The organism is Streptomyces sp. GESEQ-35 (assembly GCF_017948485.1).
Taxonomy (GTDB): Bacteria; Actinomycetota; Actinomycetes; order Streptomycetales; family Streptomycetaceae; genus Streptomyces.
The window spans coordinates 106,433-118,733 of the sequence record NZ_JAFFSX010000028.1; the positions used below are offsets into that span (position 1 = coordinate 106,433).

16 protein-coding genes are annotated in these 12,301 nt (G+C 69.5%); 8 read left to right on the top strand and 8 right to left on the bottom strand.

Going from position 1 to position 12,301, the window contains the following annotated elements; genetic code table 11:
• Positions 1-22 precede the first annotated feature (22 nt).
• The 5 genes from KCH87_RS38800 to KCH87_RS38820 form a co-directional block, all read right to left on the bottom strand.
• Entirely contained in the window at positions 23-289 is a 267-nt protein-coding gene (locus KCH87_RS38800; protein ID WP_210592581.1) for a hypothetical protein, read from the bottom strand.
• A 76-nt stretch (positions 290-365) separates the two neighbouring features.
• The gene (locus KCH87_RS38805; RefSeq protein WP_210592582.1) at positions 366-590 is read right to left on the bottom strand and encodes a hypothetical protein; all 225 of its coding nucleotides are present in this window, start codon (positions 588-590) and stop codon (positions 366-368) included.
• Between the two features lie 276 nt (positions 591-866).
• The gene (locus KCH87_RS38810; protein ID WP_210592583.1) at positions 867-1,220 is read right to left on the bottom strand and encodes a hypothetical protein; all 354 of its coding nucleotides are present in this window, start codon (positions 1,218-1,220) and stop codon (positions 867-869) included.
• Between the two features lie 104 nt (positions 1,221-1,324).
• The gene (locus KCH87_RS38815) at positions 1,325-1,675 is read right to left on the bottom strand and encodes a hypothetical protein (RefSeq protein ID WP_247197460.1); all 351 of its coding nucleotides are present in this window, start codon (positions 1,673-1,675) and stop codon (positions 1,325-1,327) included.
• 210 nt (positions 1,676-1,885) lie between these two features.
• Positions 1,886-2,092 carry a hypothetical protein gene (locus tag KCH87_RS38820; RefSeq protein ID WP_210592585.1) on the bottom strand — a complete coding sequence of 69 codons (207 nt, stop codon included), beginning with the start codon at positions 2,090-2,092 and terminating at the stop codon, positions 1,886-1,888.
• Between the two features lie 178 nt (positions 2,093-2,270).
• On the opposite strand from KCH87_RS38820, the gene KCH87_RS38825 reads away from it, so the two are divergent.
• Entirely contained in the window at positions 2,271-2,717 is a 447-nt protein-coding gene (locus tag KCH87_RS38825) for a VOC family protein (RefSeq protein WP_210592586.1), read from the top strand.
• Positions 2,718-2,811: 94 nt separating this feature from the next.
• On the opposite strand, the gene KCH87_RS38830 is transcribed toward KCH87_RS38825, so the two are convergent.
• Positions 2,812-2,976 (bottom strand): hypothetical protein, encoded by a 165-nt coding sequence (locus tag KCH87_RS38830; RefSeq protein ID WP_210592587.1) that lies wholly within the window; start codon positions 2,974-2,976, stop codon positions 2,812-2,814.
• A 109-nt stretch (positions 2,977-3,085) separates the two neighbouring features.
• The gene (gene phoU / locus KCH87_RS38835; protein ID WP_210592588.1) at positions 3,086-3,787 is read right to left on the bottom strand and encodes a phosphate signaling complex protein PhoU; all 702 of its coding nucleotides are present in this window, start codon (positions 3,785-3,787) and stop codon (positions 3,086-3,088) included.
• A gap of 235 nt (positions 3,788-4,022) precedes the next feature.
• Between phoU and KCH87_RS38840 the strand changes: the two genes are divergently transcribed.
• Together KCH87_RS38840 and KCH87_RS38845 are read left to right on the top strand one after the other, a co-directional pair.
• A complete protein-coding gene (locus tag KCH87_RS38840) occupies positions 4,023-5,342 on the top strand; it encodes a cell wall metabolism sensor histidine kinase WalK (RefSeq protein WP_210592589.1) in 1,320 nt (439 codons plus the stop codon).
• A complete protein-coding gene (locus KCH87_RS38845; RefSeq protein ID WP_015659563.1) occupies positions 5,339-6,019 on the top strand; it encodes a response regulator transcription factor in 681 nt (226 codons plus the stop codon). Before KCH87_RS38840 ends, KCH87_RS38845 begins: the two co-directional genes overlap by 4 nt.
• A gap of 294 nt (positions 6,020-6,313) precedes the next feature.
• Here the strand turns inward: KCH87_RS38845 and KCH87_RS38855 are convergent, their stop codons facing one another.
• Positions 6,314-7,015 (bottom strand): copper chaperone PCu(A)C, encoded by a 702-nt coding sequence (locus KCH87_RS38855; RefSeq protein ID WP_210592590.1) that lies wholly within the window; start codon positions 7,013-7,015, stop codon positions 6,314-6,316.
• Between the two features lie 672 nt (positions 7,016-7,687).
• Between KCH87_RS38855 and KCH87_RS38860 the strand changes: the two genes are divergently transcribed.
• From KCH87_RS38860 to rlmB, 5 genes are all read left to right on the top strand, one after another.
• Entirely contained in the window at positions 7,688-8,170 is a 483-nt protein-coding gene (locus KCH87_RS38860) for a CarD family transcriptional regulator (RefSeq protein WP_003953493.1), read from the top strand.
• A 290-nt stretch (positions 8,171-8,460) separates the two neighbouring features.
• Complete coding sequence (gene ispD, locus KCH87_RS38865) at positions 8,461-9,216, top strand: 2-C-methyl-D-erythritol 4-phosphate cytidylyltransferase (RefSeq protein ID WP_210592591.1); 756 nt, start codon at positions 8,461-8,463, stop codon at positions 9,214-9,216.
• Positions 9,206-9,697 carry a 2-C-methyl-D-erythritol 2,4-cyclodiphosphate synthase gene (ispF, locus tag KCH87_RS38870; protein WP_210592592.1) on the top strand — a complete coding sequence of 164 codons (492 nt, stop codon included), beginning with the start codon at positions 9,206-9,208 and terminating at the stop codon, positions 9,695-9,697. Before ispD ends, ispF begins: the two co-directional genes overlap by 11 nt.
• A 128-nt stretch (positions 9,698-9,825) precedes the next feature.
• Positions 9,826-11,226, top strand: coding sequence for a cysteine--tRNA ligase (gene cysS, locus KCH87_RS38875; protein WP_210592593.1), 1,401 nt, complete (start codon positions 9,826-9,828; stop codon positions 11,224-11,226).
• 93 nt (positions 11,227-11,319) lie between these two features.
• Entirely contained in the window at positions 11,320-12,261 is a 942-nt protein-coding gene (gene rlmB, locus KCH87_RS38880) for a 23S rRNA (guanosine(2251)-2'-O)-methyltransferase RlmB (RefSeq protein ID WP_210592594.1), read from the top strand.
• Positions 12,262-12,301: the final 40 nt, after the last annotated feature.

Sequence of the window (12,301 nt, forward strand, 5' to 3'; positions counted from 1 at the left end):
GGGTCCTTCGTGAGGCGAAGTACTACGGCGGACTCTGCCTCAGCTTGAGCTGCGCGTGAACCGAGTCCATGGGCCTCGCCTTGGCTCGTGCAGCAAGATCCTCGAAATAGAGCATCGCCTTGGTGGTGAGGATGCGCTCCCGGTAGATGTACGGGGCCAAGACGTCCCACATGTTCACGATGTTCAGGCCGTACGAGCCGATGATCAGGCTCTCCTCCACCACGCCATGGGCAACCAGCTTGCCGACGTCGTCGTAGAAGAGACTGACTCGGCGGATGTCGCGCTTCACTTCGGGCGGCAGACTCCTGTACCCACCGGCAGGCGCATGTCTGGAGGCTAGCTGCGCAGCAGGGCGTCAAGAAGCGTCAGCCGCTCGTCTCCGGGCCCCAGCGCTCAGGCCCCACACCGCACCAGTCGATCCACGGCAACTCCGCCACCTCGGCCGAATCGACCTCCAGCCCGGCCCGGCGGAGGAACTCGGCGACGTCGGCCACGTTGTGGGCCAGCCCGAGGATCTCGCCATCCGCGCGCACACGTCGGCCACCTGCGGGCGACGGCGGATGCACGGTCACGCGAATCGGTCCGGACATGCCTTCAGAATCATCGGGCACATGCGGCCCCGCATCCCAGCGCGTCATTGATGGAGCCGCCCAGTCACGTCCCCGTGTGACCGTCTCAGGTCACGCGGCTCCCACCACGCTGCGGGGCTCCGGCGCAGCTCGGTACGGCCGGGCCGCTCGGCGAGCTGCCGGTGGGTGGCGCTCCATTCCTGCTGCGCCTGGGTCAGGTCTGCCGGGAACGATCGCATGGCCAGATTCAAGCATGTGTTCGATTTACGAGTCCATCGAAGACGCTGCTTGTGACGCTCAGTAGCTGGGCGGGATCCGGTCCTGCGGACCGGCAGCCACCTCCGCAGCGCCGTCGACCATCTGCGCTCCCTTGGCCACGGCCGGGTCGGTCGAGTCCGAGACCAGCTCCGCGATGCGTAGAGTGCACTCCCACTTCGACATCCGGCCTTTGATCACCACCAGGTAGGACTCCTGATCGGCGAAGCGGTACACCTGGCGCCACTGCTCGACGATGTTTTTGTTCGGTACATACGTGTGGAGGACAGCACGCATCTCCTCCAGTGCCTGATCCTTCGTTTCCCGCCCACGGCAGATGAACTCGGTGGTGTACGCGGCATTGTCGTACTGCGCGATCACGGCCCAGTTGCCCATGCTCACTCCCCCTCGGCTCCGCCGCCAGTCATCCACAGCTCAGCCGCCGGGACAAGAGCAGTGCAGCCCGAGGGTTGGCCGCCGCCACGCGACGGCAGCTTGCGTCAGGCCACCCGGCCGCCCTCGGCTTCTCTGTGCATCCCCGTACACAGCGCCCAGACGATGAAGATGTTGATGGCAACCAGCGCCAGGGCCCACAGGGGGTAGTACGGCACCCAGAGGAAGTTGGCGAATGCGCCCAAGCCGGCCACGGACACACCGAAGAAGCGGGCCCACAGCGCTCCGGTGAGTACGGCGCATCCTGCGACGATGAGGACGATTCCCAGGATCAGGTGGACCCAGCCCCAGCCCGTCAGGCTGAACTCGAACACGTAGTGGCGTGTCGCGAGGAACAGGTCGTCTTCGGCGATGGCCGCGATGCCCTCGAAGAGCGCCATCGCTCCGCCGAAGATCATCAACACTGCCGCGAAGACGGTGGTACCGGATGTGGGCCCGTGCCAGGGACGCGGGTCGGCGTCGGCCCATCCGGGGCGGGTGGCACCACTGGCCATGTCGGCCTCCTTGGCTGGCAGGGCCATCCGGTCGGTCGAGCATCCCGGACTGGCTGGATCCCTGATCTCAGCGTGGCACGGCGGAACTCCGTCGGCATTCCGAGGCCTACGGGCTCACGCTGCGGCCTCGGCCAGGCGGTGGAACGCCTGGGTGGTGGCGGGGTGGACGATCTCGTCCAGCAGGTGGCGCCACTCGGGGTCGGGGACGGTGGCGTGGGCCTGATCCCAGGCGGTGAGCAGCGGGGCGAGTTCGGTCTCGCCGGGGGCCCCGGTCAGGGCGTCCACCGTGGTGCCGGTCGGTGAGGAGAGCAGCGACTTCATGGGAGTTTCCTTCCGGATGGGGACTGCCGGCGTTTGGGATCTGCTGGCTACAACCATGTCGCCGTACGCCCGCCGGAACCATGGAGTGCCCTACCGAATCGAGGGTGCAGCCAGCACCACCCCGGGCCGGGGGCTGGTTCGTACGGCGTCCCGGTCCCGTTCGCGCCACAGTGGACGTATGGACGCAGTGGACGCAGATCGCACCAACCTGTTGGCCGGGGCGACCCCGGCGACCCGGCTGCCCGCGCAGGATCTGGCGCGGGCGCGGCGCTTCTACTCCGAACGGCTCGGGCTGGACCCCGTCGAGGAGCGGCCCGGCGGGCTGAAGTACCGGACCGGCGGGGTGGAGTTCGTGGTGTTCGAGTCGACGGGGACCTCGCCCGGCACCTTCACCCAGATGGGGTGGAAGGTCGACGACATCGACGCGGTCGTGGCCGAACTCAAGGCACGTGGCGTGGAGTTCGAGGACGTCGAGATGCCCGCACTGTACGGCGGCGGCCGGACGCAGGACGGGATCCTCGAAGTCGAGGGCAACTACCCGAGCACCGGCGCACGCGGCGAGCGCGGTGCCTGGTTCCGGGACAGCGAGGGAAACCTGCTCGCCATCGGCTCGCCGGTGATGTGAGCGCACCTCAAGAACCTGAAGATCCGGAGTCCGTATCAACCGGCGCAAGAGGGGCCCCGGCGTGATGCCGGGGCCCCTCCGAAGAACTGCTCGATCAGCCGCACTGGCACGGATTGCCGGACTGGCATCCGCACTGGCAGCCCGAGCCGCAGCCGCACGCGCCTATCAAGGTCAGGCTCTTGATCTCGGCGGGCTGCTCGGTCGGGCGTTCCTGCGTGGGATCGGTTGTCGTACCGGGCGTGCTGGGGGATTCGGCCATGGACCCTCCTCGAGGCTGGTGCCTTTGCCCATTCCATGCCCTCCCCGCCGGTCGCATCAACGGCGCACGGAGGCTCTCTCGCACGCCCCCGCGCGGAATCCGTCGAGTCTCAGGCGCCCTCGGTGCCCGGCACCGGCTGGATGTCCGGCTGGATGTCGGGCTGGAGCTCGTCCGCGTGCTCGCCGGTGACCAGGAAGACGACGCGCTTGGCGACCGCCACGGCGTGGTCGGCGTACCGCTCGTAGTAGCGGCCGAGCAGAGTGACGTCGACGGCGGTCTCGATGCCGTGCTGCCACTTGTCGTCCAGGAGGTGCTGGAAGAGCGTGCGGTGCAGCAGGTCCATCGCGTCGTCGTCCTGCTCGAGCTGCATCGCCAGGTCGACGTCCTTGGTGATGATGACCTCGGCGGCCTTCGCCATCAGGCGCTGGGCGAGCTGACCCATCTCCAGGATGGTGGCGTGCAGGTCGTGGGGGACCGCGCGCTCCGGGAACCGCAGCCGGGCCAGCTTGGCCACGTGCTGGGCCAGGTCGCCCGAACGCTCCAGGTCGGCCGACATCCGCAGCGAGGTCACGACGATGCGCAGGTCCGTCGCCACCGGCTGCTGGCGCGCCAGCAGGGCTATGGCCCGCGCCTCCAGGTCGTGCTGGAGCTCGTCGACCTTCTTGTCGCCCTCGATGATGCTCTCGGCCAGCTTCAGGTCGGAGTCGAGGATCGCCGTCGTGGCACGCCCGATCGCCGATCCGACCAGCCGGGCCATCTCGACCAGACCGTCACCGATCGAGTCGAGTTCCTCGTGGTACGCGTCCCGCATCAGGGTTCCTCTCGTACGTCTGTTTCGGTGGCTGCCGGGGGCCGGGCCCGGTGCATCAGGTCCTGCTGAAACCGGCGCTTCGCACCCCACGCTCATACGATCCGGCCTGCACGCGTCCGTTTTCGCCACCCCAAATGAACCAACCCTAGCTCCAAGGTGAACTCTGGGCGACGAGTGTTCGAGGTCGCACTCCGATGGCTGTGGTCACGGACGCTGCCATGCCTAACCTGGGTGCATGGACGTGAACGCGGCGGTCGCCGCAGCGGCAGCGATCGCCGGTGTGCTCACCGGTGTCATCGCCATGCTGGCGTTCCGCTGGAGCGAACGCGACCAGAAGCGACCGACCAGAACCTCATTGCACACCGACCCGGTCCTGCCGCCGGGCGTCGACACGGTCCTGTCCGTGCTGCGCTCCTCGGCCGTCGTCCTCGACGAGGGGGACGCCGTGGTCAAGGCCAGCTCGGCGGCGTACGCCCTGGGCCTGGTCCGCGGCGGCAAGCTGGCCGTGGAGCCGATGCTCCAGATGGCCCGCGACACCCGGCGCGACGGAGAGATACGCCAGGTAGAGCTGGACCTCCCCCGGCGCGGCACCGGCCGCGGAGAGGCCCTCGCGGTCTCCGCCCGGGTCGCTCCGCTCGGCTCCCGCCTCGTGCTCCTCCTCGTCGAGGACCTCACCGAGGCCAGACGCATCGAGGCGGTACGGCGCGACTTCGTCGCGAACGTCAGCCACGAGCTGAAGACGCCGGTGGGCGCTCTCTCCCTCCTCTCCGAGGCCGTCATGGACGCCTCGGACGACCCGGAGGCCGTGGAGCGTTTCGCCGGCCGTATGCAGATAGAGGCGACCCGCCTGACCAACCTGGTCCAGGAGCTCATCGACCTGTCGAGGGTGCAGAACGACGATCCGCTCGAGGACGCCGAGCCCGTTCGGGTGGACGAGCTGGTCGCCGAGGCCATCGACCGCTGCCGGCACGCGGCCGGCACCAAGCAGATCACCATGGCCGCCGCGATTGGGGGGCCCGGAGGGCCTTCGATTGAGGGTGGTGGTGGGAGACGGGCGGGCACCGCCGACCTGCATGTCTGGGGCAACCGCGGCCAGCTCGCCGCCGCCCTCGGCAACCTCGTCGAGAACGCCGTCAACTACTCGCCCGCCCGGACCCGCGTCGGCATAGCCGCCCGCAAGCTGTCCGCGCCCGGCGGCCCCCATATCGAGATCGCCGTGACCGATCAGGGCATCGGCATCTCGGAGAAGGACAAGGAGCGCGTCTTCGAGCGCTTCTACCGCGTCGACCCCGCCCGCTCCCGTGCCACGGGCGGTACGGGCCTCGGGCTGGCGATCGTCAAACACGTGGCCGCCTCGCACGGCGGGGAGGTCTCGGTGTGGAGCTCCGAGGGACAGGGCTCCACATTCACTCTGCGGCTGCCGGAGGCGGGTGTGGCCCGTGACCGCGCTCAGCAGCACTCCGCCCTCGACGACGAGGCCGGGCAGTCCGCCACCGTCCCAACCCCTGATTCATCCCAGTACGAACCGCTTCCCGCCCCGGAGGTCCTTCCGTGACCCGAGTGCTCGTCGTCGAGGACGAGGAGTCCTTCTCCGACGCCCTGTCATACATGCTCCGCAAAGAGGGCTTCGAGGTCGCGGTCGCGACCACCGGGCCCGACGGACTCGACGAGTTCGAGCGCAACGGCGCCGACCTCGTCCTCCTCGACCTGATGCTGCCCGGCCTGCCGGGCACCGAGGTCTGCCGCCAGCTGCGCGGCCGCTCCAATGTCCCCGTCATCATGGTGACCGCCAAGGACAGCGAGATCGACAAGGTCGTAGGCCTCGAAATAGGAGCCGACGACTACGTCACCAAGCCGTTCTCCTCGCGCGAGCTGGTCGCCCGTATCCGGGCCGTCCTGCGCCGCCGCGGCGAGCCCGAGGAGGTGACCCCGGCGGCCCTGGAGGCCGGCCCCGTCCGCATGGACGTCGACCGCCACGTCGTCACGGTCTCCGGCTCCAAGGTCGACCTCCCCCTCAAGGAGTTCGACCTCCTGGAGATGCTCCTGCGCAACGCCGGCCGCGTCCTGACCCGCATGCAGCTCATCGACCGCGTCTGGGGCGCCGACTACGTAGGCGACACCAAGACCCTCGACGTCCACGTCAAGCGCCTCCGCGCCAAGATCGAACCGGACCCGGGCGCGCCCCGGTACCTGGTGACGGTGCGCGGCCTCGGCTACAAGTTCGAGCCGTAAACCGAGCTGGGCCGGAGCCGCCGGACGCCCGCCGCGGTAGCGGCCAAGGGCTACGTCGGCGCAGCGCCTCGAAGCCCGCGCAGCGGTGCGAGGGGTGCGTCGAGGAGGGTGCTCGAGCCGGACCCGGGCGCGCCCCGGTACCTGGTGACGGTGCGCGGCCTGGGCTACAAGTTCGAGCCGTAGACCGAGCTCGGCAGGAGCCGACGGACGGAGTTCGGGCCGTGGGCCCCGTCGGTACGACGATGAAGGGCGGGACCTCTCCGGAGGTCCCGCCCTTCGTTCGTGTACGGCTGCTCAGTGGCCGGCGGCCTCGTTCGAGGCGGAACCGGTGGCCGTGGCGCTCGCGGAGGCCGCGTCGGTCGGCGTGCCGCTCTGGGCGCCGGTCTCCGTCTCGTCGGGGGTGCCGGTCGCCGTGTCCGTCGGCGAGCCGGAGGTGTCCTCGCCCGGCTTCTGCGAGCCGGTCTCCGAGCCGCCCGGCACCGCCGGGACCTCGGTCGGGCCCCAGCTGGAGAAGTAGCCCTCGGCCGGGACGACGAAGGCCTGAAGGCTCACGTCGCCGGTCGTGCTGAAGGTGAAGGTGGTCTTCTGGGCGTCGCCGTCCTTCATCGCCTCGCGGCTGCCGGACAGGACGGCGGAGGCGTTGTCCTTCCCGCCGAGGGTCAGCGAGCCGCCGGCCGGGATGGACAGGTTCTTGCCCTTGGCCGGGGTCAGCTTGGCGGTGCCGGCGCCGTCCACGGTGATGGCGTCGAGCGTCTGCGCGGTGTCGCCGCTGTTGAACAGGGTCGCGGCGACCGCGGCCGGGCCGGTGGACTCGGCGTCGGGCTGGGTGATGATGACGGCATTCTGGATCTTGATGTCGCCGACCGTCGTGGCGGCGTTGTCCGGCTTGACTTCCAGGGTCTGGGCGTTGTTGCCGGCCGCACACGCGGAGAGCGAGGCGATCGAGAACGCGATGGCGGCGGCCGCGAGGGCACCGCGTCGAAGGCTGCTGCTCACGGCGGCGGCAACTCCTTGACTCGAACGAGGAGGGCGCATAAAGCCGCCCTAAGTGTCTGTCAGCGGCCTTAGGTTACCGAGCCGTTCCCGCGCGACCGCACCCGACCCTCCCCAAGAGCCCCGCTTCCCTCAGCAGGCGGCAGTCGACGTACCCGCAGAAGTGACCCGCGAGTCACTTAGCCGCGGCGCTCGTCCGCCATTCACATAAGTGGCCGAGATCAAGCGGCCGACAACGCGGCCGACAACACAGCCGACAACACGCCGACATAGCGTCGGCATACCCGAACCACCCGTGCGCAAATTTTCCGTGAAGGAATGCACGGCCGTCCCGGGAATTGATCACCGACCGGCGAGTCGGTCTCCCGTGATCAATTCGGATTCGTCCCGTACCCGACTCCACGCACCGAACGGAGTAGCGGAAGTCGAGCACTTGGAAGCGGACATATGAGGACGTTCGTCCACTTGGAGGGGGCTCTGGATGTGTGTAACGTGCGGGTTTCTCTCTGCCCGGAGAGCCGCTCCGACCTGCGAATACCTTCTTCCGATCGGCCCGTGCAGCACGTTCCTGTTGCTGTTGTCAAGCCCCGAGATATGCCCTGACCTGCGAAAACGCCATTCAGAACCCGCCGTTTCCGTGTTACCCTGGATAGCCACGGAAGGGGTACCTGTCACATGACGTTCAAGGTTGGCGACACCGTGGTCTATCCCCATCACGGGGCCGCGCTGATCGAGGCTATCGAAACTCGCCAGATCAAAGGCGTGGACAAGACCTACTTGGTGCTGAAGGTCGCCCAGGGTGACCTGACGGTGCGTGTGCCAGCGGACAATGCGGAGTTCGTCGGCGTGCGTGATGTGGTCGGTCAGGACGGGCTGGACCGGGTCTTCGAGGTGCTGCGCGCGCCGTACGCCGAGGAGCCCACGAACTGGTCCCGTCGTTACAAGGCAAATCTGGAGAAGCTCGCCTCCGGCGATGTCATCAAGGTCGCGGAAGTCGTACGTGACCTGTGGCGTCGTGAGCGCGAGCGCGGACTCTCCGCCGGTGAGAAGCGCATGCTTGCCAAGGCCCGCCAGATCCTGGTGAGCGAACTCGCCCTCGCGGAGAACACGAACGAGGACAAGGCCGAGGCCCTGCTCGACGAGGTCCTCGCGTCCTGACGCAGGCGACAACCACGCCGTACTGCTCAGAACATTGAATGCCGCGGTGCCCGATGACGTAATTGCCGTCGCCGGGCGCTGCGGCATGTTCGCGCCCAGAGCTGCCGCAGACACCGCGCGGTGATGTCGTACGCATTTCCGTACGGTCGGGGAAGGGACCCCGATAATGGTGTGCCGGGCCCGGGCAGCTGGCTCGACCAGGGTCACGGAAGGGTTCCGGTCAAGGCGTCGCGCCCGGCACGGTGTGGCCATACCCAAGTAGGCCGAGCACACAAACCTGACAGGAACCGATGTCTGACGATTCGCGCCCTTCGCCCGCGTCCGCCGCACGTACCGCCGCGGTGATTCCCGCCGCCGGCCGGGGCGTGCGCCTCGGCCCGGGCGCCCCCAAGGCGCTCCGCGCGCTGGGTGGCACCCCCATGCTGATCCACGCGGTGCGCGCGATGGCCGCGTCCCGTGCCGTCTCCCTCGTGGTCGTCGTGGCCCCGCCGGACGGCACCGCCGAGGTCAAGTCCATGCTGGACGCGCACGCGCTGCCGGAGCGCACGGACTTCCTCGTGGTGTCCGGCGGTGACTCCCGGCAGGATTCGGTGAAGCTGGGCCTGGACGCCCTGCCCGCGGAGTACGCCATCGTGCTGGTGCACGACGCGGCGCGGCCGCTCGTACCCGTGGACACGGTGGACGCCGTGATCGAGGCGGTACGGGACGGTGCGCCGGCCGTGGTGCCCGCCCTCCCCCTCGCCGACACCGTCAAGCAGGTCGAGCCGGCCCGGACGCCCGGCGATCCCGAGCCGGTGGTCGCCACGCCGGACCGCTCCCTTCTCCGGGCCGTACAGACGCCGCAGGGCTTCGACCGGGCGACGCTGGTCCAGGCGCACGAGACGGTGACCTCCGACGTCACCGACGACGCCGGCATGGTCGAACAGCTGGGCCTGCGCGTCGTGGTCGTGCCCGGCCACGAGGAGGCCTTCAAGGTCACCCGCCCGCTGGACCTCGTCCTCGCGGAGGCGGTCCTCGCCCGCCGGAGGCTGAACGATGGCTTCTGACGCACCCCTTCCCCAGGTCGGCATCGGCACCGACATCCACGCCTTCGAGGACGGCCGCGAACTGTGGTGCGCCGGCCTGAAGTGGGACGGCGAGGGACCGGGCCTGGCCGGACACTCCGACGCCGACGTGGTCGCCCACGCCGCGTGCAACGCCCTCTTCTCGGCAGCCGGGTTGGGCGACCTTGGGCAGCACTTCGGCACCGGGCGGCCCGAGTGGTCCGGGGCCTCCGGGGTCACCCTGCTCACCGAGGCCGCCCGGCTGGTCCGCGAGGCGGGCTTCCGGATCGGCAACATCGCGGTCCAGGTGGTCGGGCCCAGGCCGAAGATCGGCAAGCGGCGGGACGAGGCGCAGAAGATCCTGTCGGACGCGGCGGGGGCACCGGTGTCGGTGTCGGGGGCCACGACGGACGGGCTGGGGTTCCCGGGCAGGAACGAAGGCCTCATGGCAGTGGCAACGGCGTTGGTGGTCAAGAGGGGCTGACTGATCCGGCCTAAGGGGCGCGGGGCTGTGTCGATATGCGGCTCCGCCGGGTGGGCGCGACCAGCCCCCACCGGCCCGCAGCCGACAACGTTCCCGTACACCCCTCACCGCCTACTACTCTGGACCTCGTGACCATTCGCCTGTACGACACCAGCGCCCGGCAGATCCGTGACTTCATCCCGCTCACGCCGGGTTGTGTCTCGATCTACCTGTGTGGCGCCACCGTGCAGGCCGCACCGCACATCGGGCACATCCGCTCGGGGCTCAACTTCGACATCCTGCGTCGGTGGTTCGAGTACCGCGGCTATGACGTGACCTTCATCAGGAACGTCACGGACATCGACGACAAGATCATCACCAAGGCCGCCGACCAGGGCCGGCCCTGGTGGTCGATCGGCTACCAGAACGAGCGGGCGTTCAACGACGGCTACCGCGCCCTCGGTTGCCTGCCGCCGACGTACGAACCGCGGGCCACCGGCCACATCACCGAGATGGTCGAGATGATGCGCGGGCTCATCGAGCGCGGTCACGCCTACGAGGCCGACGGCAACGTCTACTTCGACGTGCGGTCCTTCCCGGACTACCTCCAGCTGTCGAACCAGGAGCTGGACAACCTGCTCCAGCCCTCCGGCGAGGGCGAGACCGGCAAGCGGGACCCGCGTGACTTCGCCATGTGGAAGGCCGCCAAGCCGGGCGAGCCGACCTGGGAGACGCCCTGGGGACGCGGCCGCCCCGGCTGGCACCTGGAGTGCTCGGCGATGGCCCACAAGTACCTGGGCCCCGCCTTCGACATCCACGGCGGCGGACTCGACCTGATCTTCCCGCACCACGAGAACGAGATCGCCCAGGCCAAGGCGTACGGCGACGACTTCGCCCAGTACTGGGTGCACAACGCCTGGGTCACCATGAGCGGCGAGAAGATGTCCAAGTCGCTCGGCAACTCGGTGCTGGTCTCCGAGATGGTCAAGAACTGGCGGCCCATCGTCCTGCGCTACTACCTCGGCACCCCGCACTACCGCTCGATGATCGAGTACAGCGAGGAGGCCCTGCGCGAGGCGGAGTCGGCGTTCGCGCGGATCGAGGGCTTCGTGCAGCGCGTCGTCGAGCTGGCCGGGGGAGCCGTGGACCCCGCCCCCGAGGTCCCGCTCGCCTTCGCCGAGGCGATGGACGACGACCTGGGCGTCCCGCAGGCGCTCGCCGTCGTGCACACCACCGTCCGGCAGGGCAACTCGGCGCTCGCGGCGGACGACAAGGAAGCCGCGGTGGCCCGCCTCGCCGAGGTCCGTGCCATGCTCGGCGTCCTCGGTCTGGACCCGCTCGACCCGCACTGGGCCGGTGAGAGCGACCGGGGCGAAGATCTCCATGGCGTGGTCGACAGCCTCGTACGCCTGGTCCTCGGCCAGCGTGAGGCGGCCCGCGCCCGCAAGGACTGGGCCACCGCCGACGCGATCCGCGACCAGCTCAACCAGTCGGGACTCATCATCGAGGACGGACCGCAGGGGCCGCGCTGGACGCTCGGTCCGCGCTGAGCCTTTCTTGATCGATTGTGCCGCCCGGCGGTCCGGGCGGCACACTTGCTACTGACGTACGTAATTTCACCGCATCACACAGACAGGTAGGTCATGGCCGCTAACAACCGCCGCATGTCCGGCAAGAAGGGCGCGCAGGTCGGCAGTGGCGGCCAGCGGCGCCGGGGCCTGGAGGGCAAGGGGCCGACCCCGCCCGCCGAGATGCGCAAGGGGCACAAGAAGAACCGCGTCGCCAATGCCAAGGCGAAGCAGACGGTACGGCGTCCCGCGCCCCGGGGCCGTGGCGGCAGGTCGACGTCCGAGCTGGTCGTCGGGCGCAACCCCGTCTTCGAGGCACTGCGCGAGGGCGTGCCCGCCACCACGCTGTACGTCCAGCAGTTCATCGACAACGACGAACGGGTCCGTGAGGCACTCCAGCTCGCGGCCGAGCGCGGCGGCATCAACCTCATGGAGGCGCCGCGCCCCGAGCTGGACCGGATGACGAACGGCCTCAACCACCAGGGCCTCGTCCTCCAGGTCCCGCCGTACGAGTACGCCCACCCCGAGGACCTCGCCGCCGACGCGGCCGATCAGGGCGAGGACCCGATCATCGTCGCCCTGGACGGTGTGACCGACCCGCGCAACCTCGGTGCCGTCGTCCGCTCCGTCTCCGCCTTCGGCGGCCACGGCGTCGTCGTACCGGAGCGCCGCGCGGCCGGCATGACGGCCGGAGCCTGGAAGACGTCCGCGGGCACCGCCGCCCGCACCCCGGTCGCCCGCGCCACGAACCTCACCCGCGCCCTGGAGTCGTACAAGAAGGCGGGCATCACCGTCGTCGGCCTCGCTGCCGACGGCGAGGTCGAACTCGGCGAGCTGGAGGCCCTGGGCGGCCCGGTCGTCATCGTGGTCGGCAGCGAGGGCAAGGGCCTGTCCCGGCTCGTCGGGGAGACCTGCGACTACCGGGTGCGGATTCCGATGCCGGGCGGTGCCGAGTCGCTCAACGCCGGTGTGGCGGCGGGGATCGTGCTGTACGAGGCGGCCAGGCGGCGGGCCTGAACACGCGTCCGCGGGCTCGCCCGTACGGGGTATTCCTGGC